Source organism: Flavobacterium ammonificans (genome assembly GCF_020885975.1).
GTDB lineage: Bacteria > Bacteroidota > Bacteroidia > Flavobacteriales > Flavobacteriaceae > Flavobacterium > Flavobacterium ammonificans.
The window spans coordinates 1,125,311-1,151,171 of record NZ_AP025183.1 but is presented as its reverse complement, the minus strand read 5'-3'; the positions used below and the strand labels follow the sequence as shown (position 1 = coordinate 1,151,171).

Below are 25,861 nucleotides of genomic sequence, written 5' to 3'. Positions count from 1 at the left end.
AATCGGAAAAAATACTTTAAATGGAAAAACACACCCCTAACCCCTCTGAAGAGGGGAATGTTCAGCTTACGTTCAGCGGATTACTTTTAAAATCTAAAATCGTTAATCAGCAATCTTAATTCGTACTTCGCACATCGTAAATCGTAAATTTTCAAAACAGATAAGTCATATAAGAGAATATACGGAAGTCGCTTCGCTCAATTAAAGAGCATTAATATAAATCATTCCTTGTTTTGAATTTTGAATAACGAATGTTCAATGTTGAAATAAAAACACACCCCTAACCCCTCTCCAGAGGGGAATAAAAAAGTAGTAAATTAGAAATAGTCAGTATATTACAATTACTGACAACCGATAACCGATAACAGACAACTGACAAGCCTTATTTATGTTTTATTTTCAAAACGTATCCCATAGATTCCAAAACGAGAATGTAATGGGAGTTGGTTACTTTTTGTACTACGGCTTTGTGATTCACAAAAGGACCTGAATCGACTTCAATAGTATCGCCCACTTGATACGAACTTACTTCAATTTCGGCAACATCTGGAGCATTGAGCCATTTTTTGATGGTTGCAATTTCATCTTCTCGCACAATAGCAGGTTTTTGTAACCAAAACAAATAGCGCACAGCACCAGGTGATTGAAATACCAAAGAACGGTCTTTCTCATCAAGGTGCACAAAAACATAGGAATTGAACAAAGGCATTTCGACCTTTTTCTTACGATCAGACCATTGACGTTCTTTGATCACTAAAGGACAGTAGCAATCAATTCCAATCGCTTGCAATTGCTCGGCCACTTTCTTTTCCCATTTGGGTTTAGTATAGAGTACGTACCAGTTCATGTTATTTTGCTGCAAAGACACTTAGGTGCTAAGGTTAGTAATAATTAAAAGTCAAAAAAAATTAAGCCCCAATACCTTGGTATACAAAGCCAATGGTTTCCAACTTGTTACGATCTAACAAATTACGACCATCGAATACAAAAGCTGGTTTTTGCATCCCATCGTATATTTTTAGCCAATCGTAAGTAGTAAATTCATCCCATTCGGTCAAGACTGCGATAGCGTGAGAACCTTGACAAGCTTCGTAGGGATTAGAGAAGGATTGTACTTGAGCCACATTCGCGTCATGCGAACGTGTTTCCAAATAATCCAAATCAGCCAACACTTTAACAGAAGAGACCTTAGGGTCATAAACTGCTATATGCGCTTGTTCGTTGATCAAATCATTTGCGACATAAATCGCAGCTGATTCGCGAGTATCATTGGTATCTTTTTTAAACGCCCAACCCAAAAAAGCAATCTTTTTGGATGCCACCGTATTATACAAAGTTTGTACAATTTTAGTAGAAAAACGTCTTTTTTGATGGTCATTCATGATAATCACTTGCTCCCAATAATCCGCCACTTCGTTTAATCCATAGGACTTAGCGATGTAGACCAAATTCAATATGTCTTTTTGAAAACAAGAACCTCCAAAACCAACGGACGATTTCAAAAATTTAGAGCCAATTCGACTATCCATTCCAATAGCACGAGCCACTTCATTGACATCAGCTCCCGTTTTTTCACACAATTCGGATAGCGCATTAATCGACGAAATACGTTGTGCCAAAAAAGCATTAGCTGTCAATTTTGACAATTCGGAAGACCAGACATTAGTCGTCAAGATTGTATCTGTTGGCACCCAATTAGCATAGACATCTACTAAGGCCTGAATCGCATTTTGCCCTTCGGGAGTAGTATCTCCACCAATTAAAATACGATCTGGATGTAATAAGTCTTGAACCGCTGTCCCTTCTGCTAAAAACTCTGGATTGGACAAAATTTGAAATTGCACTCCGTTTCCGGTATGGTCTAATATATTTTTAATCGCCTCGGCAGTACGCACCGGCAAAGTAGATTTCTCCACCACAATTTTGTTGTCTTTGGCCACTTGAGCAATTTGACGCGCACACAATTCGATGTACTTTAAATCGGCCGCCATTCCTTTTCCTTTTCCGTAAGTTTTGGTTGGCGTATTCACCGAAATAAAAATCAATTGCGCTTCATCAATCGCTTTTTCCACATCGGTAGAAAAAAAGAGGTTTCTACCTCTGGCTTCTGCTACAACAGCGCTCAAACCCGGTTCATAAATCGGAATATTGTCCACATTGTCATCATTCCAAGCGGCAATACGCTCTGCATTTAAATCGACAACCGTCACTTGAATGTGTGGGCATTTTTGAGCAATTACTGCCATAGTAGGTCCGCCTACATATCCCGCTCCAATGCAACAAATTTTTGTAATCTTCATTGATTCTATCTTTAGTCGTTCGACTTTAATTTAATTGTTCTTGATGGATTTTTCAAAAGGAACGCGTTGTAAAATACTACGTCCTAAGGTCACTTCATCCGCATACTCCAATTCATCTCCCACCGAAATTCCTCTGGCTATCGTGGATAATTCCACGGGATAATCCATGATTTGTTTGTAAATATAAAAATTAGTTGTATCACCTTCCATAGTGGAGCTCAACGCAAAAATGATTTCGCTTACGCCACCTTGCTTTACTTTATCAATCAAAGGACTAATATACAATTGACTAGGTCCTACCCCATCAATTGGTGAGATTTTACCTCCTAAAACGTGGTAAATACCTCTAAATTGTCCTGTGTTTTCTATCGCCATCACATCGCGAATGTCTTCTACCACACAAATCATTTGATGGTTCCGACTCGCATTGGCACAAATTTCACACAAATTAGTATCCGAAATATTATTACAGCTCGTGCAGTGTTTAATTTCTTCGCGCATGTTTGTCAAAGCTTGAGACAAATACTGCGTTTGTTCCTGTGGTTGTTTCAACAAATGCAAAACCAATCGCAAAGCAGTACGCTTACCAATTCCTGGTAATTGCGACATTTCGTTGACTGCTTTTTCTAATAGTTTTGAAGAAAATTCCATGGATACAAAAGTAGTGAATTGGAAAAACGGATTGGCTTAATATTGATTGGTAGCCAATAAAACCAAGGTACAAGCAACTTCTACCTGAATATCATTCAGCGCTAACAGTTGGTGAAATTCTGGATTCTCCGTTCCTGGATTAAAGATCACCCGTTTAGGATGAGCTTCAATTATATAATTGTAATATTCCCTTTGACGCGCTGGATTGAGATACAAACTTACTGTGTCTATGCTTTTTATAGGTAGTGCTTTGGTTTGGATTTTAACTCCAGCCACCTCACCTGCATTTTGCCCAATCGCCAATACAGAATGCCCTTTGCCCACCAAAGCGGTGATCGCTTTAAAAGCATAACGTTCCGGTTTAGTAGTAGCGCCAAGCACCAAAGTTTTTTTATTTTTCATCGATTTGAATTGTATGCTGCAAAAGTAATCAAAAAAGAAACGTTTGTGTCAAATAATTCCGACTAAACCGTTGCTTTAGGTAAGAAAATTTCAGCCATCATACAACGGGCACTTCCGCCTCCACAAGCTTCAATGGTATCTAAATTTGACTTCAAAATAGTTAAATGCTCCTCTAATTGCGCAATCTGTTTTTTGGTTAAAGATTGGTAAGCCGAAGCACTCATCACTAAATAGCGTCTCTCATTCGCACCAATCACCTCCAACATATTGCCTGCAAAATTGTTCAACTGCGCTTCTGTGATTAAGATGATTTCTTTTTCGTCTCCGCGAAGACTGTCCAAAACCATTTTGCGTTCTTTTTTATCATCAATACAATCGGCACAAATCACTGCAAAGGTGTCGCCAATACACATCATCACATTGGTATGATAAATTAGCTTTCGCTCATCTGCAACTGTTTGAAAGGCTTCAAAAATAACCGGTGTGTATTCAAAATCTTCGCAGAACTCAATGAATAATTCTTCATCAGCACGAGGAGATAAAGCACAATAGGCTTTGCCGTTTTCTCTATCCAAAACAATACTACCTGTTCCTTCTAGGTAATACCCTTCCGTTTCAGCTGAAGTATAATCCATTATTTCGTTGACCACAAAACCCTCGTCTTCCAATACATCTAAAATATCTTCACGACGCTCCAAACGACGGTTTTCAGCAAACATAGGATACAAAACCACATCGCCATTTTCGTGAAACGAAATCCAATTATTCGGAAAAATACTATCGGGCGTATCAGTATAAGTAGTATCCTCTACCACAATAACTTGAATCCCCACAGCACGCAATTGAGCAACGAAAGCATCAAATTCTTGTTGTGCCTTAGCATTAACCGTTGCAGGTAATAATCCGTCCAACACTTTTTGGTAGTAATTATTAACAGCAGTTTGTTCGTTCATTCGAAACGCCACTGGGCGAATCATTAGGATAGCGTTAGTAGTTTGGTTCATTTTTTTTATTGTTTAAAGTTTAAAGTTAGAAGTTTAAAGTTAGCAACAACCTTAAACTTTAAACTTTAAACACATTTATTCTCTAATCAAAGGCAATGTCGAACATCGCAATAATCCTTCTTGTTTGGCTATTTCAGCATAGGGTATTTCTTCTACTGTAAATCCGTTTTCTCTAAGCCAGTTATTCAAACGTGTAAATTTTCGTTCAGAAACGACCACATCAGGCGCAATCGAAAACACATTCGAATACATATGATACATTTCTTCTCTCTCGATATGAAATAGATTTTCTTTACCAAATAATTGTACTAAGAACATATAATCTGCTTCCTCTCGAAAGCCACGTTTGTAGATAATTCCCTTTGTTTCACCCACAGGTTGAAAACAACAATCCAAATGCAAGGCATTATCACGCGCTTCAATTTTGGATTTAACCAAATCAAATTCTTTTACTATTTTGTTTGGGAACAATTTTCTAAGGTATTCCACACCTTGCCAATTAGTGCGTGCCGTAATATACTCTTTGTAATCACTTCCTTTGTATGTGCCAACAAAAATATAATTCCCCCAAAGCATCACATCGCCTCCTTCAATATGTACTTCTTCGGGTGGGCGAACTACCTTAGCAGGATTCATTTGATCAATCACATATTGAATCGCATCCAATTCGCGCTCTCTATCAGGTAGAATATTAGACTTTACAAATACATCCTCAATAACAAAACCGATATCACGAGTAAAAATCTGATTGTAATTTTCAATTATTTCAGGACGGTACACGGTTACACCATACTTTTTGAAAACTGCTTCGAAAGCATCCATTTCAAGAACCATATCCGCTTCAATTGGGTAGGTCCCTGCTATAATATGTTCCAATGATTTTGGATCGTATGCCTCCTCAATTTTTGGAGTTGGCCCATTACTTTTTGCAGTCCCCAGCACTACAGCTCGAAGTCTTGACGACTCATCTTTCACATTTAATTGCAACATAAATTCGGGATTTAAGTGAGCTAAGATAACAAAAAAAGCTTCACTAGAAAGTGAAGCTTTAGAAATATTCGTATTCGAATTATCGTTTAAATTCTCTTAAAGGATGTCCAACATAAACTTGTCTTGGTCTACCAATAGGCTCTTTGTTTTCACGCATTTCTTTCCACTGTGCAATCCAACCTGGTAATCTTCCAATAGCAAACATTACGGTAAACATATCCGTAGGAATTCCTAAGGCTCTGTAAATAATTCCAGAATAGAAATCAACGTTTGGATATAAATTTCTTGATTTGAAGTATTCGTCTTCTAATGCAGACTCTTCTAATTTTTTAGCAATGGCTAAAATTGGATCTTCAACGCCAAGAGTTCCCAATACTTCATCAGCCGCTTTTTTAATAATTTTAGCTCTTGGATCGAAGTTTTTGTATACACGGTGACCAAATCCCATCAAACGGAATGGATCATTTTTATCTTTGGCTTTAGCCAAATATTTATCCGCATCACCACCTGTTTTGTAAATTTCTTCAAGCATTTCTAATACCGCTTGATTTGCTCCACCGTGAAGTGGTCCCCAAAGTGCAGAAACCCCTGCAGAAATAGAAGCAAACAAACCAGCATGTGAAGAACCTACCATACGTACAGTAGAAGTAGAACAGTTTTGCTCGTGATCAGCATGAAGAATGAATAATTTATCCAAAGCATTAATAACTACTGGATCAGCAGCATAAGGCCCTGTAGGTAATTCAAACATCAAATGCATGAAATTTTCTACATATCCTTTAGTATTATCATAATAATTTAACGGGAAGCCCATGCTCTTTCTGTAAGTCCAAGTCGCAATAACTAAGAATTTACCCATAGTCTTACAAACCGCTTCGTACATTTCTTTACTATTCTCAACATTGACTGACTTTGGATTAAACGCAGTCAAGGCACTTGTCAAAGCTGACAAAACACCCATTGGATGAGCTGTTTTTGGGAAACCGTCAATGATATTTTTCATTTCCTCGTTCACCAAAGTATATTTTCTAATGTCTTCCTCAAACTGATGCAATTGCTCTGCTGTAGGTAGTTCACCAAAAATAACTAAATAAGAAACCTCTAGAAAATTCGATTTTTCAGCCAAATCTTCAATAGAATAACCGCGGTAACGTAATATACCTAGTTCTCCATCAAGGAAAGTGATTTCACTTTTACATGATCCTGAATTTTTGTAGCCTGGATCTAATGTAATTAAACCCGAAGCGTCACGTAATTTACTTATATCAACAGCACCTTCATTTTCGCTTCCAACAATAAGTGGGAGTTCAAATTGATTGCCATCGATTTCTAATGTTGCTATTTTTGACATATTATTAATAGAAATAAAAATTTATAAAATATTTTTCTCAAATTTAGGGAATTCAATATTAATTTGAAAATTAATCCCGTATTGAAAGTGTTAATTTTTTTACAAAAAAAAACCATTCACTATAAGCGAATGGTTAATTACTATCAAATGAGTTGATTATTTAATTTTGAAAGCCTTTTTCCCAGGAAAATAAGCTGTATTTCCTAGTTCTTCTTCAATACGAATCAACTGATTGTATTTGGCCATACGATCAGAACGTGAAGCAGAACCTGTTTTAATTTGACCACAGTTCAATGCTACTGCTAAATCAGCAATAGTATTGTCCTCTGTTTCTCCTGAACGGTGCGACATTACTGATGTGTAACCCGCATTTTTTGCCATGTTTACTGCTGCGATCGTTTCAGTCAAGGTGCCAATTTGGTTTACTTTTACTAAAATCGAATTGGCAATTCCTTTTTCAATACCAGTAGACAAACGCTCTACATTAGTCACAAACAAATCGTCACCAACTAATTGTACTTTGTCGCCAATTTTCTCAGTTAATAATTTCCATCCATCCCAGTCGTTTTCATACATACCGTCTTCGATAGAAATAATTGGGTATTTAGCAGCTAATTCAGCTAGATAAGTAGCTTGTTCTTCTGAAGTTCTTACTTTTCCAGTAGGTCCTTCAAATTTAGAATAATCGTATTTTCCGTTTACATAAAATTCTGAAGCAGCACAGTCTAAAGCAATCATTATTTCGTCACCAAAAGTATATCCTGCATTCTCAACCGCTTTTTTAATTGTGTCCAAAGCATCTTCCGTTCCGCCAGCTAGATTTGGTGCAAAACCACCTTCATCACCTACTGCAGTCGAAAGACCTCTGTCGTGTAACACTTTTTTCAAACTATGGAAAATCTCAGTACCCATTTGCATAGAGTGTGAGAAAGAAGTTGCTTTTACAGGGAAAATCATAAACTCTTGAAAAGCAATAGGCGCATCAGAGTGAGATCCACCGTTGATGATATTCATCATTGGTACTGGCAAAGTGTTGGCTGATACACCACCTACGTAACGGTATAATGGCAATCCTAATTCATTAGCAGCCGCTTTTGCAGCCGCCAAAGACACTCCTAAAATAGCATTAGCTCCTAATTTAGATTTATTTGGCGTACCATCTAAATCAATCATCATTTGGTCCAATACGTTTTGTTCAAAAACTGAAGTACCAACTAACTCATCAGCGATAAGAGTATTAACATTTTTCACAGCATTTAAAACTCCTTTTCCTAAGAACGCTTTTCCACCATCACGTAACTCAACAGCTTCGTGTTCTCCTGTAGAAGCTCCAGATGGAACTGCTGCTCTACCTAAAACACCATTTTCTGTGATAACATCAACTTCAATAGTAGGATTTCCTCTAGAATCAAAAATTTGTCTTGCATGAATTTTGACAATAATACTCATAATTGGTTTATTTTAAATTGTTGAACTTTATTATTTTATGGCAAATATATTACATCTTTAGTTAATGAAAATATAAAAAAAATCAATCTTATTAACGAAAACGTTGTAATTCTTGCAAGAAAAATTAAGATCAATCAATAAGCTTGTATTTTGAAAATAAGCCAACAAAAAAAGCGAAGAGGTATCACTTCGCCTTTTATTTTATTTATTCATGTTCTCGATAAATTGATCAAATAGATAGGACGAATCATGTGGACCAGGACTTGCTTCAGGATGGTATTGTACTGAAAAACAGTTTTTATTTTTCATACGCATACCAGCAACAGTTGCATCATTCAAATGCAAATGGGTAATTTCTAAATCAGGATGTTGTTGTAATTGTTCTTTATTGACAGCAAAACCGTGGTTTTGAGAAGTAATCTCTCCTTTACCCGTAATAACGTTCTTTACAGGATGGTTGATCCCTCGATGCCCATTAAACATTTTATAAGTAGACACCCCATTTGCCAACGCGATTACTTGGTGTCCTAAACAAATTCCAAATAGAGGATGGTTGTTAGCAATAATTTCTTTCGCTACTCCAATAGCACTAGTCAAAGGATCGGGATCACCAGGACCGTTTGATAAGAAGTAACCATCAGGATTAAACGAAGCTAAGTCGGCATAGGTGGCATCATAAGGAAATACCTTGATGTAACAATCTCTTTTAGCAAAGTTGCGAAGTATGTTGGTTTTAATCCCTAAATCTAACGCAGCAATTTTATAACTAGCATTTTCATCTCCAAAGAAATAGGGCTCCTTAGTAGATACTTTAGAGGCCAACTCCAATCCTTTCATATCTGGAACTTGAGCTAAAGCGGCTTTTAATTCCTCAATTGGAGTGCCATCAGTACAGATAACAGAATTCATAGCGCCATTATCACGAATATAACTTACTAAAGCGCGAGTGTCTACATCCGAAATACAGATTAGATTTTGCTTGATAAAATACTCTTCTAAACTTTCAGTAGCATCTGGGCGAGAATAATTAAAACTGAAATTTTTACATACTAAGCCAGCAATCTTTATTCCTTGCGATTCTATTTCTTTGTCATTCACACCGTAGTTACCAATGTGAGCATTAGTAGCGACCATGATTTGGCCAAAATAAGAAGGATCTGTAAAAATTTCTTGGTATCCAGTCATTCCGGTATTGAAACAAACTTCACCAAAAGTAGTTCCGCTAATTCCAATAGATTTTCCGTGAAAAATAGTTCCATCACTTAATAATAGAATGGCACTTTGTCTAGTTGTGTATTTCATGTGTAGTTAAATATGCTGCAAATTTAAATTATAAAAGCAGCGATTGCAATTATTTTATAGAAGATTTTGAAAAGTTATGATTTTGAAAAAAATCAAAAAAAAAGGATAAACTAAAATTAGTTTATCCTTTTCTATTATTGAATGATTAACATCATAACTATTCAGCAGCTTCAGTAGTTGGTTCAGCATCAGCAACTGGAGTTTCTGCAACAGGAGCTGCTTCAACTTCATCCGCTTTTTTAGCTTTTCCACCACGACGGCTTTTTGCTTTTTTAACTTCTTTTTTACCTCCGTTGTAAAGTTCGTTGAAATCTACTAATTCGATCATCGCCATATCAGCATTATCTCCTAAACGATTTCCAACTTTAATGATACGAGTGTATCCACCTGGACGGTCACCTACTTTAGCAGCTACATCTCTGAACAAGTCAGTTACTGCATATTTACTACGTAAGTAAGAAAAAACAATACGACGATTATGAGTCGTATCTGCTTTTGATTTTGTTATTAATGGCTCAACAAATTGTTTAAGCGCTTTTGCTTTAGCAACAGTAGTGTTAATACGTTTGTGCTCAATAAGAGAACAAGCCATATTAGCCAACATAGATTTTCTATGTGCAGTCTGTCTACTTAAGTGATTGAATTTTTTTCCGTGTCTCATTGCTTTATGAAATGTAACCTACCCTAAGGGGGAGATTAGATTATTCTTTATCTAGTTTGTATTTTGCCAAGTCCATTCCGAAGGTCAAGTTTTTAACCGCTACTAACTCATCAAGTTCAGTTAACGATTTCTTACCGAAATTACGGAATTTCATTAGGTCATTTTTATTGAACGATACTAAATCACCAAGTGTATCAACTTCAGCCGCTTTCAAGCAGTTTAATGCTCTAACAGAAAGATCCATATCAACAAGCTTAGTTTTAAGCAATTGTCTCATGTGTAATGATTCCTCATCGTATGATTCTGTTTGTGCTATTTCGTCAGCCTCAAGAGTGATTCTTTCGTCTGAGAACAACATGAAATGGTGAATTAAAACTTTAGCGGCTTCAGTAAGTGCATCTTTAGGATTAATAGAACCATCAGTTTTAATTTCAAAAACTAATTTTTCATAATCTGTTTTTTGCTCTACACGGAAGTTTTCAATAGCATATTTTACATTTTTTACCGGAGTAAAAATAGAATCTGTAAAAATGGTTCCAATTGCAGCATTTTGTTTTTTGTTCTCTTCAGCAGGAACATATCCTCTACCTTTTTCAATTGTTAAATCGAAATTCAGTTTGACTTTACTATCAATGTTACAAATTACAAGTTCTGGATTCAAAACTTGAAAACCTGAAATAAATTTTTGAAAATCACCAGCTGTTAATTGCTCTTTACCAGAAACTGAAATAGTAACAGATTCATTATCGATATCTTCAATTTGACGTTTGAAACGTACTTGTTTAAGATTAAGGATAATTTCGGTAACGTCTTCAACAACTCCTGAAATAGTAGAAAACTCATGATCTACACCTTCGATGCGAACCGATGTGATTGCATAACCTTCCAATGCTGAAAGCAAAACTCTTCTAAGTGCATTACCAACAGTCAATCCGTAACCAGGTTCTAAAGGTCTAAATTCAAATTTACCTTCAAAATCGGTTGAATCGATCATGATAACTTTATCGGGCTTCTGAAAATTAAATATTGCCATAAATTTCGACTAAGTCAATTATTATTTGTTGTACAACTCTACGATTAATTGTTCTTTAATGTTTTCTGGAATTTGCAATCTTGCAGGAACAGAAACAAAAGTTCCTTGCTTAAGATCGTTATTCCATGTAATCCACTCATAAACATGACTTGAATTAGATAAAGAACGTTCGATAGCCTCTAATGATTTAGATTTTTCACGAACTGCAACTATATCACCAGGCTTAAGGTGGTAAGAAGGAATATTAACCACTTCACCATTTACAGTGATGTGTCTGTGAGAAACGATTTGACGAGCACCTCTTCTAGAAGGAGCAATACCCATTCTAAAAACAACATTGTCTAATCTTGCTTCACACAATTGTAATAAAACTTCACCAGTAACACCTTTAGTAGCTGATGCTTTTTCGAATAAATTTCTGAATTGTTTTTCTAAAATTCCATAAGAATATTTAGCTTTTTGCTTTTCCATCAACTGGACAGCATATTCAGATTTTTTTCCTCTTTTTTTAGCCATCCCGTGTTGACCAGGTGGGTAATTTCTTCTTTCGAAAGCTTTATCGTCTCCGAAAATTGCCTCGCCGAATTTACGTGCGATTCTTGTACTTGGACCAGTATATCTTGCCATTTTAAATTGTTTAAGATAGAGATTATGAATTCAGGTCGTATCCTTCGATAATCTATAACCTATCTAGTTATACTATAATTAATTTTTGAGTATTAAACTCTACGTCTTTTAGGAGGACGACATCCATTATGAGGCATTGGAGTTACATCAATGATTTCAGTAACCTCAATTCCACCGTTATGTAAAGAACGGATAGCAGACTCACGTCCGTTTCCTGGTCCTTTAACATACACTTTTACTTTTTTAAGTCCAGCTTCTAGAGCTACTTTAGTACAATCTTCTGCTGCCATTTGAGCTGCGTACGGAGTATTCTTTTTAGAACCTCTGAAACCCATCTTACCAGCTGAAGACCAAGAAATAACTTCACCTTTTTTGTTAGTCAAAGAAATGATGATGTTGTTAAAAGTAGCAGAAATATGAGCTTCTCCCGTTGATTCAACGATAACTTTACGTTTTTTTGCAGTTGCTTTAGCCATATTACTTATTATTTAGTTGCTTTTTTCTTGTTAGCAACAGTTTTTCTTTTACCTTTTCTTGTTCTAGAGTTGTTTTTAGTTCTTTGTCCTCTTAATGGAAGACCAGATCTATGACGGATACCTCTATAACAACCAATATCCATTAAACGTTTGATGTTCAAAGAAACTTCAGAACGTAATTCTCCTTCAATTTTGAAAGCTGAAACGGCTTCACGAATTGCTCCGATCTCGTCGTCATTCCAATCTTGAACTTTTTTATCTTGGCTAACTTGAGCTTTTTCTAAAATCTCAATTGCTCTACTTTTTCCTAATCCAAAGATATAGGTTAGTGCTATAACACCTCTCTTGTTTTTTGGGATATCTACCCCTGCTATTCTTGCCATAATTATCCTTGTCTTTGTTTAAATCTAGGATTCTTTTTGTTGATTACGTATAATCTTCCTTTTCTACGAACGATAATGCACTCGGCACTTCTCTTTTTCACTGATGCTCTTACTTTCATTGTTGAAATATCTTTTAATATCTATAAGTAATTCTTGCTTTTGACAAATCGTAAGGACTCATTTCTAGTTTCACTTTATCACCAGGTAATAATTTGATGTAATGCATACGCATTTTTCCAGAAATATGAGCAATTACAATGTGTCCATTTTCTAACTCCACACGGAACATTGCATTTGACAATGCTTCAATAATGGCTCCGTCTTGTTCTATTGCTGATTGCTTTGCCATAGGTTACGCTACTGCTTTTCTATTTTTACCTGTTTTCATTAAACCATCATAATGTTGGTTCAATAGGTAAGAATTAATTTGTTGCATCGTATCAATAGCAACACCAACCATAATAATTAAAGAGGTACCTCCAAAAAACATAGCCCAAGACTGTTGAACATCCATCACACTAACTACAATAGCTGGGAACACAGCAATCAAAGCTAGGAATAGAGATCCTGGGAAAGTAATTAAAGACATCACTTTATCAAGAAAATCAGAAGTTTCAACTCCTGGCTTAACACCTGGAATAAATCCACCACTTCTTTTCAAATCATCAGACATTTTGTTAGTAGGAACCGTAATTGCAGTGTAAAAGAATGTAAACACAACTATTAATGTTGCAAAAACAATATTATACCACAATCCGAACATATTACTAAAAGCACCAACAATAGATTGAGATGCATCTGATTTAGACAGACCTGCGACAGCAGCCGGAATAAACATAATCGCCTGAGCAAAGATAATTGGCATCACTCCAGCAGCATTAAGCTTCAAAGGTATCCATTGTCTGTTACCACCCATAACGTCTTGTTCATAGTCACCAGTTGATGTACGACGAGCATATTGAACAGGTATCTTTCTAACCGCCATAACAAGTAATACACAAGAAATAATTACCAACAACCAAACAATAATTTCGATTACCAATAACATTGGCCCACCATTATTATTAGTTACTCTAGTTGTAAATTCTTGAATAAAAGCTTGTGGTAAACGAGCTAAAATACCTACCATTATTAACAAAGAAATACCATTACCAATACCTTTATCAGTAATTTTTTCTCCTAACCACATAGCAAATATGGTTCCTGTAGTTAATATAACCACTGAAGAAAATAAGAATTCAAAAGAATTAAAACCTAATAAAAAAGCATTACCAGGTAAGGTTCTGTATAAATTGTAAATGTAAGTAGGCCCCTGAAGTAAAGTAATTCCAATTGTTAACCAACGAGTAATTTGATTGATCTTCTTTCTACCACTTTCACCATCGCTTTGTAGCTTCTGCAAATAAGGTATAGCCATGCCCATCAATTGTACTACAATAGATGCAGAAATGTAAGGCATAATACCTAAAGCAAAAACAGACGCCTGAGAAAAAGCTCCACCTGTAAACATATCCAAAATAGAACCTATTCCGTCTTTTGTTTGACCAGCTAAATTAGCCAATTGTGTAGCATCAATCCCTGGAAGCGTAACTTGAGCTCCAAATCGATAGATTAATAGCAAACCAAGAGTCATAAGAATACGATTCTTTAACTCTTCGATTTTCCAAACATTACTTATTGATTCAATAAATTTCTTCATCTTAATTGAAAATTATAATGTTACAGCTTCTCCACCTGCAGCTTCAATAGCCGCTTTTGCAGTAGCAGTAAATTTATGAGCAGTTACTTTTAATTTTGCTTTCAATTCACCTCTACCTAAAATCTTAACGATTTCATTTTTAGTAGCCAAACGATTAGCAACATATACTGTCATATCAACAGTATCAGTAATTACTCCATTATCAACTAATAATTGAAGAGTATCTAAATTAACACCTTCGTATTCTTTACGGTTGATGTTTGTGAAACCAAACTTAGGTACACGTCTTTGAAGTGGCATTTGACCACCTTCAAAACCAATCTTTTTAGAATAACCAGAACGAGACTTAGCTCCTTTGTGACCACGTGCAGCAGTACCACCTTTACCAGAACCTTCTCCTCTACCTAATCTTTTATTTTGATTGTGTGTAGCACCTTCAGCAGGTTGTAAGTTACTTAAATTCATAACTATAATTGTTATTTAACTTCCTCAACGGAAACTAAGTGTTTAACTTTATTTATCATACCAAGGATTGCAGGATTTGAATCATGCTCTACAACTTGTCCCATTTTACGTAGACCTAAAGCTTCTAAACCTCTCTTTTGAGAAAGAGGACAGTTAATTTTGCTTCGAACTTGTTTTACTACTAATTTAGCCATAATTTCCTTGAATATTAACCTTTAAAAACTTTTTCTAAAGATACTCCTCTTTGTTTTGCAACAGTGTGAGCACTTCTCATTTGTAACAAAGCATCAAAAGTTGCTTTAACTACGTTGTGAGGATTTGAAGATCCTTGAGATTTAGACAATACATCGTGAATACCTACTGATTCAAGAACTGAACGAACAGCTCCACCAGCAATAACTCCTGTACCATGAGAGGCTGGAATTAAGAACACACGTGCACCACCAAATTTACCTTTTTGTTCGTGAGGAACTGATTGCCCATTCAAAGGAATACGTACTAAATTTTTCTTAGCATCTTCCACTGCTTTCGCAATTGCTTCAGAAACATCTTTAGATTTTCCTAATCCGTGACCTACCACTCCATTTTCATCACCTACCACTACAATAGCAGAAAAACCAAATGCTCTACCACCTTTTGTAACTTTAGTAACACGATTTACACTCACCAAACGGTCTTTCAATTCAAGACCAGCTGATTTTACTAACTCTATATTTTTGTATTTATTAGACATACTATATTAGAATTTAAGTCCAGCAGCTCTCGCGCCTTCTGCTAATGATTTAATACGACCGTGATATAAATAACCTCCTCTATCGAAAGTTACTGCATCAATACCGGCTTTTAACGCTTTTTCGCCAACTAGTTTTCCAACTGCTGCAGCAACTTCTACGTTTGTACCTTTACCTATTTCTTTTTCTCTTGAAGAGGCAGCTATTAAAGTAACTCCATTTACATCATCAATTAATTGTGCGTAAATTTCTTTGTTACTTCTAAAAACAGAAAGTCTAGGTTTAGCAGCAGTACCGCTAACAATCTTTCTAATTCTGAATTTAATTCTCTGTCTTCTATCAGATTTTGTTAATGACATAATCTTATTTTTTAAGCTGATTTACCTGCTTTTCTTCTTAATACTTCACCTACGAATTTAACACCTTTTCCTTTGTATGGCTCAGGCTTACGGAAACCTCTGATTTTCGCAGCTACCTGACCTAAAAGTTGTTTGTCAAATGATGTTAATTTCACAATTGGGTTTTTCCCTTTTTCAGAAATCGTCTCCACATTTACTTCTGGAGCTACTTCTAAAATGATATTATGTGAATATCCAAGAGCTAAATCTAATTTTTGACCTTGGTTTGAAGCTCTATAACCAACTCCTACCAATTCCAATTCTTTAGTAAAACCTGTTGATACACCTTGAATCATGTTGTTGATTAAAGATCTGTATAAACCGTGTTTTGCTCTTTGGTCTTTCTGATCAGACGATCTTTCTACTAGAACTTGACCGTCTTCAACTTTTACAGTTACGTCCGAAAACTCCTGTGTTAGTTGACCATTCTTTCCTTTTACTGTAACGATACCTTCAGCAACTTCTACAGTTACACCAGCAGGGATTACAATTGGATTTTTACCTATTCTTGACATCTTATATAGTCTTTAATATTAGTATACGTAACAAATTACTTCACCACCTACATTCAATTGCTTAGCTTGTTTCCCAGTCATAAGACCTTTTGAAGTAGAAACAATCGCAATACCTAATCCGTTAAGGATTCTTGGAATTTTAGAAGCACCTGCATATTTACGTAAACCTGGTTTACTAATTCTTTGGATATCTTTGATAACAGGCTCTTTAGTATCTTTATCATACTTCAAAGCAATTTTAATAGAACCCTGAACGGTATTCTGCTCAAACTTGTAACTTAAGATATACCCTTGATCAAATAAGATCTTTGTAATCTCTTTTTTTAGATTAGATGCCGGAATTTCAACAACTTTGTGGTTTGCAGCCACAGCGTTACGAACTCGCGTCAAGTAATCTGCAATTGGATCTGTATACATATGTATCAATTTGCGGTTTTGGTTTTCGATGGCACTCTGCCACCGAACCTTAAACCAATTTATAATTCTTTATTCTTACCAGCTAGCTTTCTTAACTCCAGGAATTAACCCGTTGTTAGCCATTTCGCGGAATGTTACACGTGAAATACCAAATTGACGAATATATCCTCTTGGTCTTCCAGTTAATTTACAACGATTGTGTAAACGAACAGGTGAAGCATTTTTTGGTAATTTTTGCAAACCTACGAAATCTCCAGCTTCTAACAAAGCTTTTCTTTTCTCAGCATACTTTGCTACCGTTTTTTCTCTTTTCACCTCGCGGGCTTTCATTGATTCTTTAGCCATGTCTTAATTCTTTTTAAAAGGTAATCCTAGTTCAGCCAATAACGATTTTGCTTCCTTATCTGTTTGAGCAGTAGTAACAAATGTGATATCCATTCCAGATATTTTGTTTACTTTATCAATATCAATTTCTGGGAAAATGATTTGCTCTAACACTCCAAGGTTATAGTTACCTCTTCCGTCGAAACCAGTAGCTTTAATACCACTAAAATCTCTAACACGTGGTAAAGCAGAAGTAATAAGTCTGTCTAAAAACTCATACATTCTTTCTCCACGAAGAGTTACTTTTGCTCCAATTGGCATTCCTTTTCTCAATTTGAAAGACGCAACGTCTTTCTTAGAAATTGTAGAAACTGCTTTTTGTCCAGTGATCTTTGTCAATTCATCAACTGCATAGTCGATTAATTTTTTATCAGATACAGCTGCACCAACTCCACGGCTCAAAACGATTTTTTCCAATTTTGGAACTTGCATTACGTTTGTATATCCGAATTCCTCTTTAAGAGCAGCAATAACTCTGCTCTTGTATTCTTCTTTTAGTCTAGGTGTATATGCCATCACTATAGTACTTGATTAGATTTTTTTGAAAATCTCACTTTCTTATCTCCTTCTACTCTAATACCAACTCTAGTTGTTCCTTTAGTTTTAGGATCAATTAAAGCAATATTTGAAATTTGAATAGAAGCTTCTTTCTTAACGATACCACCTTGAGGGTTTTTAGCACTTGGTTTAGTATGTTTCGAAACCATGTTTACACCTTCAACGATCGCTTTGTTTTTCTCACGGTACACGCGTAAAACTTTACCTTCAGCACCTTTATGGTCACCTGCAATAACTCTTACTACGTCTCCTGATTTTATTTTTAGCTTTATCATCTTAAAACGAATTAAAGCACTTCTGGTGCTAATGATACAATTTTCATGAATTGTTTTTCACGAAGTTCTCTTGCTACCGGACCAAAAACACGAGTTCCTCTCATTTCACCAGCAGCATTCAATAACACACATGCGTTGTCATCAAATCTGATGTATGAACCATCGGCTCTTCTCACTTCTTTTTTGGTACGTACAACAACTGCAGTTGAAACAGCTCCTTTTTTAACGTTTCCGTTAGGAGTTGCATCTTTGATAGAAACTACAATCTTGTCACCAACAGAGGCATACCTTCTTTTGGTACCTCCTAAAACACGGATAGTTAAAACTTCTTTAGCTCCTGTGTTATCTGCTACTTTTAGTCTTGATTCTTGTTGTACCATAATTATTTAGCTCTTTCAATGATTTCAACTAACCTCCAACATTTTGTTTTACTCAAAGGACGAGTTTCACTTATCCTTACAGTATCTCCAATGTTACAGTCGTTCTTTTCGTCGTGTGCGTGATACTTTTTAGTTTTCAACACGAACTTACCGTATAAAGGGTGTTTTACTTTACGTACTTCAGCAACAACAATAGATTTCTCCATTTTGTTAGAAGTAACAACACCAATTCTCTCTTTTCTTAAATTTCTTTTTTCCATCTTTCAGCAGATTACAATTATTGTAACTCTCTTTTTGTAAGCTCAGTCGCCAATCTTGCAATTGTTCTTCTTACAGTTCTAATCTGTAATGGATTTTCAATTGGTGAGATAGCGTGAGCCAATTTTAGGTTAGCATAAGCTTTCTTAGTCTGGCTAAGTTTTTCTTGCAACTCCGCTGCAGAAAGATTTTTTATTTCTGATTGTTTCATAATATAATTAGATTATGCTTCGAAATCTCTCGCAACAACGAATTTAGTTTTTACTGGAAGTTTTTGTGCTGCAAGACGTAACGCCTCTTTTGCAACTGACAAAGGTACTCCTCCAACTTCAAACATGATTCTTCCGGGTTTAACAACGGCAGCCCAATATTCAACGGCTCCTTTACCTTTACCCATACGTACTTCAAGAGGTTTCTTAGTGATTGGTTTGTCTGGAAATATTTTGATCCATAATTGTCCTTCTCTCTTCATGTAACGAGTTGCAGCAATACGTGCAGCTTCGATTTGACGAGAGGTTAAGAACATTCCATCTTCATGTACAGATTTAATACCAAACATTCCATTAGAAAGTTCATGCCCTCTATGAGAGTTTCCTTTCATTTTACCTTTCTGTACCTTACGGTATTTTGTTCTTTTAGGCTGTAACATTTTTCTTTAGTTTAAAAATTTACTTTCTTTTACGAGCGTCTGGTTTTCCACCTTTATTAAAGTTAGATTTGCCTCTAGGAGCATCTCCACCTTTACCACCTGCACCAGATTGTTTTTTGTCCATTCCAGCAAGCGGAGAAAGATCTCTCTTTCCATAAACTTCACCTTTCATGATCCATACTTTAATACCCATTCTACCATAAGTAGTATGCGCTTCTGCTAAAGCATAATCAATATCGGCTCTGAAAGTTGATAGAGGAATTCTACCTTCTTTGAAACCTTCTGAACGCGCCATCTCTGCCCCATTCAAACGACCAGAAATCAAAACTTTGATACCTTCAGCGTTCATACGCATAGAAGCAGCAATAGCCATTTTGATTGCACGTCTGTAAGAAATACGACTCTCGATTTGACGACAGATACTTGTTGCAACTAAATAAGCGTCAAGTTCAGGTCTTTTGATTTCAAAGATGTTAATTTGAACCTCTTTGTCAGTAATTTTCTTAAGTTCTTCTTTCAACTTGTCTACCTCTTGTCCACCTTTTCCGATAATGATACCAGGTCTAGCAGTAGTGATAGTAACGGTTACAAGTTTCAAAGTTCTCTCGATGATTACTTTTGATACACTAGCTTTTGATAAACGAGCATGGATGTACTTTCTGATTTTGTGATCTTCGGCTAATTTATCGCCATAATCATTTCCACCATACCAGTTAGAGTCCCATCCTCTGATGATACCAAGTCTATTTCCAATTGGATTTGTCTTTTGTCCCATCTTTATTAATTGCTTTGTGTGTTATTAATAGCTCCTAACACGATTGTTACGTGGTTAGAACGTTTTCTAATTCTGTGTGCACGACCTTGTGGAGCTGGACGAAGTCTTTTCAACATCATTCCACCATCTACTCTGATCTCTTTTATAAATAAGCCTGCTTCAGTAACATTACCTTCACTATTTTTTTGCTCCCAGTTATTGATTGCAGATAATAATAGTTTCTCTAATTTTCTTGAAGCTTCTTTTGAGCTAAATCTTAATATATTAAGTGCTCTTTCCACTTTCTGACCTCTTACCAAGTCCGCAACTAAGCGCATTTTTCTAGGTGAAGTAGGGCAGTTATTCAATTTTGCAAAAGCTAGTGACTTATTAGCCTCTTTTCTTGCGTCTGCTGTTTCTCTTTTACGAACTCCCATTGCTTCTTATTTTTTACCTTTATTTTTTGCTCCAGCGTGACCTCTAAAAGATCGTGTTGGTGAAAATTCTCCTAATTTGTGACCTACCATGTTTTCTGTAACGTAAACTGGTACAAACTGACGACCGTTATGAACTGCGATTGTTTGTCCAACAAAGTCTGGAGTGATCATTGAAGCTCTAGACCATGTCTTAACAACTCCACTACCACCTTTTTCAATGTTTTCTTGAACTTTCTTGTCTAACTTATAATGAACGAAAGGTCCTTTTTTTAATGAACGTGCCATATCTTATTATTTCTTTCTACGTTCTACGATATACTTGTTACTCGGGTTTTTCTTAGAACGAGTTCTATAACCTTTAGCTGGTATTCCATTTCTTGAACGTGGATGTCCACCAGAAGAACGTCCTTCACCACCACCCATTGGGTGATCGACAGGGTTCATTGCAACAGGTCTTGTTCTAGGTCTTCTTCCTAACCATCTTGTTCTACCTGCTTTACCAGATACAACTAATTGATGATCAGAATTAGAAACTGCTCCAATTGTAGCTGAACAGGTTAACAAGATTAATCTTGTTTCTCCTGACGGCATTTTAATTGTAGCATATTTTCCGTCTCTTGCCATTAATTGAGCAAATGTTCCAGCTGAACGAGCAATAACTGCTCCTTGACCTGGACGTAACTCAATACATGAAATAACAGTTCCTAATGGAATTCTGCTTAATGGCAATGTATTACCAATTTCAGGTTGAGATTCTGGTCCAGAAACTAATTTCTGACCCACTTTCAATCCGTTTTGTGCAATAACATAAGTTTTCTCTCCATCAGCATAAGCTAATAAAGCGATAAACGCAGTACGATTTGGATCGTATTCGATTGATTTAACCGTAGCGGGAATTCCTTCTTTAGTACGTTTAAAATCAATAATACGATATCTCTGCTTGTGACCACCACCCGTATAACGCATGGTCATCTTTCCTTGACTATTTCTACCTCCAGAGTTTTTTATCGGCGCTATCAAAGAGCGTTCCGGCTTATCAGTTGTAATGGCGTCATAACCATTCACAACTCTAAATCGCTGACCTGGGGTAATAGGTTTTAATTTTCTAACTGACATTGTTCTCTATTAGATATTGTTGTAAAAATCAATTGATTCTCCTTCTTTTACTTGTACAAATGCTTTCTTTTCAGCATTTGTTTTTCCACTGATCAAACCACTTTTAGTGTATTTTGTAGTTCTATCCGGTCTTACGTTAATTGTGTTAACACTAACAACAGTTACTCCATAAGTAGCTTCAATAGCTTTCTTAATCTCAACTTTGTTTGCTTTTTTGTTAACAAAAAATCCGAAGCGGTTTAAAACTTCACTTTCTTTGGTTACTTTTTCAGTTACTATAGGTCTGATTATAATACTCATTTTCCTATTTATTTGCTTAAATTATCTTCAATTCCTTCCAAAGAACCTTCTAAAAGCACTACATTATTAGCGTTTAAGATGGCGTAAGTACTTAATTCTGAGCTACTTACTACGTTAGAAGCCTTTAAATTGCGTGACGACAAATATACATTTTTATTTGAATCACCCAACACGAACAAGGATTTTTTGTTTTCTAAGCCTAACGATTTCAAAACGTTAATGAAATTTTTAGTGCTTGGAGTTTCAAAATTGAAGTCTTCTAAAACGATGATATTGGACTCTTTTGCTTTGATTGAGAAAGCTGATTTTCTAGCTAAACGTTTCAAGTTTTTATTCAATTTGAATGAATAACTTCTTGGTCTAGGTCCGAAAACTGTTCCTCCACCTTTAAACAATGGATTCTTTGCACTACCCGCACGAGCAGTACCAGTTCCTTTTTGTTTCTTAATCTTACGTGTACTTCCCGCAACTTCAGCTCTTTCTTTTGCTTTGTGCGTTCCTTGTCTTTGATTAGCAAGATATTGCTTTACATCAAGGTATACTGCGTGATTATTTGGTTCAATTGCGAATACTGAATCAGAAAGTTGAACTTTTCTTCCAGTATCTTTTCCGTTGAAATCTAATACTTTTACTTCCATTACTTCTGAATGATTACATAAGAGTTGTTATGACCAGGAACACATCCTTTAATAACAAGTAGGTTCTTTTCAGCCACTACTTTTAAAACTCTAAGGTTTTGAACTTTTACATTATCTCCTCCCATTCTTCCAGCCATACGCATTCCTTTGAATACTCTAGATGGATAAGAAGAAGCTCCTACAGAACCTGGCGCTCTTAAACGGTTGTGCTGACCATGAGTAGCTTGTCCAACACCACCAAAACCGTGACGTTTAACAACCCCTTGGAAACCTTTACCTTTAGATACACCTTGTACATCTACAAATTCTCCTTCTTCAAAAATAGAAACATCAATAAGATCTCCTAATTTTTGTTCAGTTGCAAAATTTTGGAATTCAACGACTTTTTTCTTAGCAACAGTTCCCGCTTTTTTAAAGTGGCCTAAAGCCGCTTTTGTGGAATGTTTCTCGTTTTTGTCATCGAAACCAAGTTGCAACGCTTCGTACCCGTCAACACCTTTGGTTCTGACTTGGGTAACAACACATGGTCCAGCTTCGATTACTGTACAAGGAATATTCTTCCCGTTTTCGTCGAAAATGCTAGTCATGCCGATTTTTCTACCAATTAACCCAGACATAAATATTAATTATTAATTATTAAATATAAATATAGAACACCCATTTAAGCGGATTCTATTTTTTTAAAATGAGGTGCAAAAGTAGAACTTATTTGCAGATATTCCAAAAAATAGTTTTCGCTTAAACGGAATGCTCTTGTATTTCGAAAATACAGCTACCTAAACTTTGATTTCTACTTCAACTCCACTAGGCAATTCTAATTTCATTAAAGCATCAATAGTTTTAGATGAAGATGAATAAATGTCAATTAATCTCTTGTATGACATCACTTCAAATTGTTCTCTCGCTTTTTTGTTAACGTGTGGAGAACGTAATACCGTGAATAATTTTTTGTGAGTTGGCAATGGAATTGGTCCTGTTACAACTGCACCGGTAGTTTTCACCGTTTTTACAATCTTTTCAGCAGACTTGTCTACCAACATATGATCGTAAGATTTTAGTTTTATTCTGATTTTTTGACTCATTTTCTTAAAAATTAAGCGTTACCTTTTGCTTTTTTGATCACTTCTTCTGAAATATTAGAAGGAGTTTGTTCATAGTGTGAAAATTCCATAGTAGAAGTAGCTCTACCTGATGATAATGTTCTTAATGTTGTAACATATCCAAACATTTCAGATAAAGGAACATTTGCTTTAATAGTTTTAGCACCTGCTCTGTCTCCCATGTCATTTACTTGACCTCTTCTTCTATTCAAATCCCCAACGATATCCCCCATATTTTCTTCTGGAGTAATCACTTCGATTTTCATAATAGGCTCAAGGATAACTGCACCAGCTGCTTTTGCCACTTCTTTATAACCCATTCTTGCAGCTAATTCAAATGACAATGCATCAGAATCCACTGGGTGATAAGAACCGTCTAATAAAGTTACTTTTAAACTATCTACAGTATAACCAGCTAATGGTCCTGTCTTCATAGCTTCTCTGAAACCTTTCTCAACAGCAGGAATATATTCTTTAGGAACGTTTCCTCCTTTAACTTCATTCACAAATTGTAATCCAACTGGAGCTTTTCCATCAACAACATCTGCAGGCTCTAAACGGAAAACAATATCTCCAAATTTACCACGACCTCCAGATTGTTTTTTGTACACTTCTCTATGTTGAGCTTCTTTTGTAAACGCTTCTTTGTATTCTACTTGAGGCTCACCTTGGTTTACTTCAACTTTGAATTCACGTTTCATACGATCTACAAGAATGTCTAAGTGTAACTCACCCATACCTGAAATAATCGTTTGACCTGAAGCTTCATCAGTTCTTACAGTAAATGTTGGATCTTCCTCTGCCAATTTAGCCAAAGCCATACCCATTTTATCAACGTCAGCTTTAGTTTTAGGCTCAATAGCGATACCAATTACAGGATCTGGGAATTTCATAGACTCAAGGATAATTGGGTGTTTTTCATCACACATAGTATCCCCAGTTTTGATATCTTTAAATCCAACAGCCGCTCCAATATCTCCAGCCTCAATATATTCGATTGGATTTTGTTTGTTAGCGTGCATTTGGTAGATACGAGAAATTCTTTCTTTGTTTCCTGAACGCGTGTTCAAGATGTAAGAACCTGCATCCAAACGACCAGAATACGCACGGAAGAAAGCCAAACGACCAACATAAGGGTCAGTAGCAATCTTAAATGCCAAAGCAGCGAAAGGCTCTTTTACATCTGGACGACGTAATATTTTAGTTTGATCTTCTTCTAATAAATCAGCATCATCAGGATGAATTCCTTCAATACCTTCTTTGTCCAATGGAGATGGTAAATACTTACAAACTGCATCTAACATGAACTGAACTCCTTTATTTTTGAAAGAAGAACCTGCAATCATAGGAATAATCGCCATATCAATTGTAGCAGCTCTCAAAGCAGTGTTGATTTCATCCTCTGTAATAGAGTTTTCATCTTCCATGTACTTATCCAATAGATTTTCATCATAGTCAGCTACTGCTTCAATAAGAATAGATCTATATGCTTTTACATCATCTACCATATCAGCAGGAATATCAACAATATCAAAAGTCGCTCCTTGTGTAGCATCATGCCAAATAATAGCTTGATTTTTTACCAAGTCAACTACTCCTTTGAAATCATTCTCTTCACCAATAGGCAAAGTGATTGCAACAGCGTTAGATTTCAACATATCTCTAACTTGTTGACATACGTTTAAGAAGTTAGAACCTTGACGGTCCATTTTATTTACGAATCCCATACGTGGAACTCTATATTGATCGGCTAATCTCCAGTTAGTTTCTGATTGTGGCTCAACACCATCAACCGCACTAAATAAGAAAACTAAACCATCAAGCACACGTAATGAACGGTTTACCTCTACGGTAAAGTCAACGTGACCTGGGGTATCAATAATATTAAAATGGTAACCTGTAGTTTCAGGTAAAATTTTACCTTGTTCAGTTGGGAAATTCCATTCACAAGTTGTAGCAGCAGAAGTAATAGTAATACCTCTTTCTTGCTCTTGTGCCATCCAGTCCATTGTTGCAGCACCATCGTGCACCTCACCAATTTTGTGTGATTTCCCTGTATAGAATAAAATACGCTCTGTTGTTGTTGTTTTACCAGCATCAATATGAGCAGCAATACCTATGTTTCTTGTATATTTTAAATCTCTAGCCATTTCTTATG

Annotated in this window: 39 protein-coding genes; all 39 read right to left on the bottom strand. The window is 35.9% G+C overall.

Annotated elements, in window-relative coordinates:
* Positions 1 to 382 precede the first annotated feature (382 nt).
* On the bottom strand, positions 383 to 847 hold the full coding sequence (locus LPC23_RS05100) for a UpxY family transcription antiterminator (protein WP_229328569.1): 465 nt from the start codon (positions 845 to 847) through the stop codon (positions 383 to 385).
* 61 nt (positions 848 to 908) lie between these two features.
* Positions 909 to 2,300 (bottom strand): UDP-glucose 6-dehydrogenase, encoded by a 1,392-nt coding sequence (locus LPC23_RS05095; protein ID WP_229328567.1) that lies wholly within the window; start codon positions 2,298 to 2,300, stop codon positions 909 to 911.
* A gap of 30 nt (positions 2,301 to 2,330) precedes the next feature.
* Positions 2,331 to 2,951, bottom strand: coding sequence for a recombination mediator RecR (gene recR, locus LPC23_RS05090; RefSeq protein WP_229328565.1), 621 nt, complete (start codon positions 2,949 to 2,951; stop codon positions 2,331 to 2,333).
* A 36-nt stretch (positions 2,952 to 2,987) separates the two neighbouring features.
* Complete coding sequence (locus tag LPC23_RS05085) at positions 2,988 to 3,353, bottom strand: CoA-binding protein (RefSeq protein WP_229328563.1); 366 nt, start codon at positions 3,351 to 3,353, stop codon at positions 2,988 to 2,990.
* Positions 3,354 to 3,415: 62 nt separating this feature from the next.
* Positions 3,416 to 4,357, bottom strand: a complete 942-nt coding sequence (gene ctlX, locus LPC23_RS05080) for a citrulline utilization hydrolase CtlX (RefSeq protein ID WP_229328554.1) — start codon at positions 4,355 to 4,357, stop codon at positions 3,416 to 3,418.
* 75 nt (positions 4,358 to 4,432) lie between these two features.
* A complete protein-coding gene (locus tag LPC23_RS05075) occupies positions 4,433 to 5,347 on the bottom strand; it encodes a dimethylarginine dimethylaminohydrolase family protein (protein WP_229328553.1) in 915 nt (304 codons plus the stop codon).
* 79 nt (positions 5,348 to 5,426) lie between these two features.
* Complete coding sequence (locus tag LPC23_RS05070) at positions 5,427 to 6,698, bottom strand: citrate synthase (RefSeq protein ID WP_229323210.1); 1,272 nt, start codon at positions 6,696 to 6,698, stop codon at positions 5,427 to 5,429.
* A gap of 156 nt (positions 6,699 to 6,854) precedes the next feature.
* Positions 6,855 to 8,147 carry a phosphopyruvate hydratase gene (eno, locus tag LPC23_RS05065; protein ID WP_229328552.1) on the bottom strand — a complete coding sequence of 431 codons (1,293 nt, stop codon included), beginning with the start codon at positions 8,145 to 8,147 and terminating at the stop codon, positions 6,855 to 6,857.
* A gap of 201 nt (positions 8,148 to 8,348) precedes the next feature.
* Complete coding sequence (carA, locus tag LPC23_RS05060; RefSeq protein ID WP_229328550.1) at positions 8,349 to 9,449, bottom strand: glutamine-hydrolyzing carbamoyl-phosphate synthase small subunit; 1,101 nt, start codon at positions 9,447 to 9,449, stop codon at positions 8,349 to 8,351.
* Between the two features lie 157 nt (positions 9,450 to 9,606).
* Positions 9,607 to 10,110, bottom strand: coding sequence for a 50S ribosomal protein L17 (rplQ, locus tag LPC23_RS05055; protein ID WP_229328548.1), 504 nt, complete (start codon positions 10,108 to 10,110; stop codon positions 9,607 to 9,609).
* A gap of 40 nt (positions 10,111 to 10,150) precedes the next feature.
* Complete coding sequence (locus tag LPC23_RS05050; protein ID WP_229323202.1) at positions 10,151 to 11,143, bottom strand: DNA-directed RNA polymerase subunit alpha; 993 nt, start codon at positions 11,141 to 11,143, stop codon at positions 10,151 to 10,153.
* 21 nt (positions 11,144 to 11,164) lie between these two features.
* Positions 11,165 to 11,770, bottom strand: coding sequence for a 30S ribosomal protein S4 (gene rpsD / locus LPC23_RS05045; protein ID WP_229323200.1), 606 nt, complete (start codon positions 11,768 to 11,770; stop codon positions 11,165 to 11,167).
* A gap of 92 nt (positions 11,771 to 11,862) precedes the next feature.
* Positions 11,863 to 12,246 carry a 30S ribosomal protein S11 gene (gene rpsK, locus LPC23_RS05040; RefSeq protein WP_229316093.1) on the bottom strand — a complete coding sequence of 128 codons (384 nt, stop codon included), beginning with the start codon at positions 12,244 to 12,246 and terminating at the stop codon, positions 11,863 to 11,865.
* Positions 12,247 to 12,254: 8 nt separating this feature from the next.
* Positions 12,255 to 12,629, bottom strand: coding sequence for a 30S ribosomal protein S13 (gene rpsM, locus LPC23_RS05035; RefSeq protein ID WP_064716171.1), 375 nt, complete (start codon positions 12,627 to 12,629; stop codon positions 12,255 to 12,257).
* Between the two features lie 2 nt (positions 12,630 to 12,631).
* Positions 12,632 to 12,748: a type B 50S ribosomal protein L36 gene (gene ykgO / locus LPC23_RS05030; RefSeq protein ID WP_002987490.1), complete on the bottom strand. Its 117-nt coding sequence runs from the start codon at positions 12,746 to 12,748 to the stop codon at positions 12,632 to 12,634.
* Positions 12,749 to 12,762: 14 nt separating this feature from the next.
* The gene (infA, locus tag LPC23_RS05025) at positions 12,763 to 12,978 is read right to left on the bottom strand and encodes a translation initiation factor IF-1 (protein WP_011963449.1); all 216 of its coding nucleotides are present in this window, start codon (positions 12,976 to 12,978) and stop codon (positions 12,763 to 12,765) included.
* Positions 12,979 to 12,981: 3 nt separating this feature from the next.
* Positions 12,982 to 14,328, bottom strand: coding sequence for a preprotein translocase subunit SecY (gene secY, locus LPC23_RS05020; RefSeq protein ID WP_229323198.1), 1,347 nt, complete (start codon positions 14,326 to 14,328; stop codon positions 12,982 to 12,984).
* A 12-nt stretch (positions 14,329 to 14,340) separates the two neighbouring features.
* Positions 14,341 to 14,793, bottom strand: a complete 453-nt coding sequence (rplO, locus tag LPC23_RS05015; protein ID WP_229318514.1) for a 50S ribosomal protein L15 — start codon at positions 14,791 to 14,793, stop codon at positions 14,341 to 14,343.
* Between the two features lie 11 nt (positions 14,794 to 14,804).
* The gene (rpmD, locus tag LPC23_RS05010; protein ID WP_229323194.1) at positions 14,805 to 14,987 is read right to left on the bottom strand and encodes a 50S ribosomal protein L30; all 183 of its coding nucleotides are present in this window, start codon (positions 14,985 to 14,987) and stop codon (positions 14,805 to 14,807) included.
* 14 nt (positions 14,988 to 15,001) lie between these two features.
* The gene (rpsE, locus tag LPC23_RS05005; protein ID WP_229318511.1) at positions 15,002 to 15,526 is read right to left on the bottom strand and encodes a 30S ribosomal protein S5; all 525 of its coding nucleotides are present in this window, start codon (positions 15,524 to 15,526) and stop codon (positions 15,002 to 15,004) included.
* Between the two features lie 6 nt (positions 15,527 to 15,532).
* The gene (gene rplR / locus LPC23_RS05000; protein ID WP_229323192.1) at positions 15,533 to 15,883 is read right to left on the bottom strand and encodes a 50S ribosomal protein L18; all 351 of its coding nucleotides are present in this window, start codon (positions 15,881 to 15,883) and stop codon (positions 15,533 to 15,535) included.
* An 11-nt stretch (positions 15,884 to 15,894) separates the two neighbouring features.
* Entirely contained in the window at positions 15,895 to 16,437 is a 543-nt protein-coding gene (rplF, locus tag LPC23_RS04995; RefSeq protein ID WP_229323190.1) for a 50S ribosomal protein L6, read from the bottom strand.
* A gap of 18 nt (positions 16,438 to 16,455) precedes the next feature.
* Positions 16,456 to 16,854, bottom strand: a complete 399-nt coding sequence (rpsH, locus tag LPC23_RS04990) for a 30S ribosomal protein S8 (RefSeq protein ID WP_229318508.1) — start codon at positions 16,852 to 16,854, stop codon at positions 16,456 to 16,458.
* A gap of 75 nt (positions 16,855 to 16,929) precedes the next feature.
* Positions 16,930 to 17,199, bottom strand: coding sequence for a 30S ribosomal protein S14 (gene rpsN, locus LPC23_RS04985; protein WP_121337687.1), 270 nt, complete (start codon positions 17,197 to 17,199; stop codon positions 16,930 to 16,932).
* Between the two features lie 3 nt (positions 17,200 to 17,202).
* On the bottom strand, positions 17,203 to 17,754 hold the full coding sequence (gene rplE, locus LPC23_RS04980) for a 50S ribosomal protein L5 (protein WP_047774308.1): 552 nt from the start codon (positions 17,752 to 17,754) through the stop codon (positions 17,203 to 17,205).
* 2 nt (positions 17,755 to 17,756) lie between these two features.
* Positions 17,757 to 18,071, bottom strand: a complete 315-nt coding sequence (rplX, locus tag LPC23_RS04975) for a 50S ribosomal protein L24 (RefSeq protein ID WP_229318507.1) — start codon at positions 18,069 to 18,071, stop codon at positions 17,757 to 17,759.
* An 11-nt stretch (positions 18,072 to 18,082) separates the two neighbouring features.
* Positions 18,083 to 18,451 carry a 50S ribosomal protein L14 gene (rplN, locus tag LPC23_RS04970; RefSeq protein ID WP_007803649.1) on the bottom strand — a complete coding sequence of 123 codons (369 nt, stop codon included), beginning with the start codon at positions 18,449 to 18,451 and terminating at the stop codon, positions 18,083 to 18,085.
* A 2-nt stretch (positions 18,452 to 18,453) separates the two neighbouring features.
* On the bottom strand, positions 18,454 to 18,711 hold the full coding sequence (gene rpsQ / locus LPC23_RS04965) for a 30S ribosomal protein S17 (RefSeq protein WP_229318505.1): 258 nt from the start codon (positions 18,709 to 18,711) through the stop codon (positions 18,454 to 18,456).
* A 17-nt stretch (positions 18,712 to 18,728) separates the two neighbouring features.
* The gene (gene rpmC / locus LPC23_RS04960; protein WP_229318503.1) at positions 18,729 to 18,920 is read right to left on the bottom strand and encodes a 50S ribosomal protein L29; all 192 of its coding nucleotides are present in this window, start codon (positions 18,918 to 18,920) and stop codon (positions 18,729 to 18,731) included.
* Positions 18,921 to 18,932: 12 nt separating this feature from the next.
* Positions 18,933 to 19,358, bottom strand: a complete 426-nt coding sequence (gene rplP, locus LPC23_RS04955) for a 50S ribosomal protein L16 (protein WP_229331554.1) — start codon at positions 19,356 to 19,358, stop codon at positions 18,933 to 18,935.
* 19 nt (positions 19,359 to 19,377) lie between these two features.
* Positions 19,378 to 20,133, bottom strand: a complete 756-nt coding sequence (gene rpsC / locus LPC23_RS04950) for a 30S ribosomal protein S3 (protein WP_229318501.1) — start codon at positions 20,131 to 20,133, stop codon at positions 19,378 to 19,380.
* Positions 20,134 to 20,138: 5 nt separating this feature from the next.
* Positions 20,139 to 20,549, bottom strand: a complete 411-nt coding sequence (gene rplV, locus LPC23_RS04945; RefSeq protein ID WP_229323186.1) for a 50S ribosomal protein L22 — start codon at positions 20,547 to 20,549, stop codon at positions 20,139 to 20,141.
* Between the two features lie 6 nt (positions 20,550 to 20,555).
* The gene (gene rpsS / locus LPC23_RS04940; protein WP_229318495.1) at positions 20,556 to 20,834 is read right to left on the bottom strand and encodes a 30S ribosomal protein S19; all 279 of its coding nucleotides are present in this window, start codon (positions 20,832 to 20,834) and stop codon (positions 20,556 to 20,558) included.
* Between the two features lie 6 nt (positions 20,835 to 20,840).
* A complete protein-coding gene (gene rplB / locus LPC23_RS04935) occupies positions 20,841 to 21,665 on the bottom strand; it encodes a 50S ribosomal protein L2 (protein ID WP_059114053.1) in 825 nt (274 codons plus the stop codon).
* Between the two features lie 9 nt (positions 21,666 to 21,674).
* Positions 21,675 to 21,965, bottom strand: a complete 291-nt coding sequence (rplW, locus tag LPC23_RS04930) for a 50S ribosomal protein L23 (protein WP_229331552.1) — start codon at positions 21,963 to 21,965, stop codon at positions 21,675 to 21,677.
* An 8-nt stretch (positions 21,966 to 21,973) separates the two neighbouring features.
* Entirely contained in the window at positions 21,974 to 22,603 is a 630-nt protein-coding gene (gene rplD, locus LPC23_RS04925; protein ID WP_229318484.1) for a 50S ribosomal protein L4, read from the bottom strand.
* Entirely contained in the window at positions 22,603 to 23,220 is a 618-nt protein-coding gene (gene rplC, locus LPC23_RS04920) for a 50S ribosomal protein L3 (RefSeq protein WP_229323185.1), read from the bottom strand. Before rplC ends, rplD begins: the two co-directional genes overlap by 1 nt.
* A gap of 159 nt (positions 23,221 to 23,379) precedes the next feature.
* Positions 23,380 to 23,685 carry a 30S ribosomal protein S10 gene (gene rpsJ, locus LPC23_RS04915; protein WP_007803605.1) on the bottom strand — a complete coding sequence of 102 codons (306 nt, stop codon included), beginning with the start codon at positions 23,683 to 23,685 and terminating at the stop codon, positions 23,380 to 23,382.
* 11 nt (positions 23,686 to 23,696) lie between these two features.
* Positions 23,697 to 25,853 (bottom strand): elongation factor G, encoded by a 2,157-nt coding sequence (gene fusA, locus LPC23_RS04910; protein ID WP_229323183.1) that lies wholly within the window; start codon positions 25,851 to 25,853, stop codon positions 23,697 to 23,699.
* Positions 25,854 to 25,861: the final 8 nt, after the last annotated feature.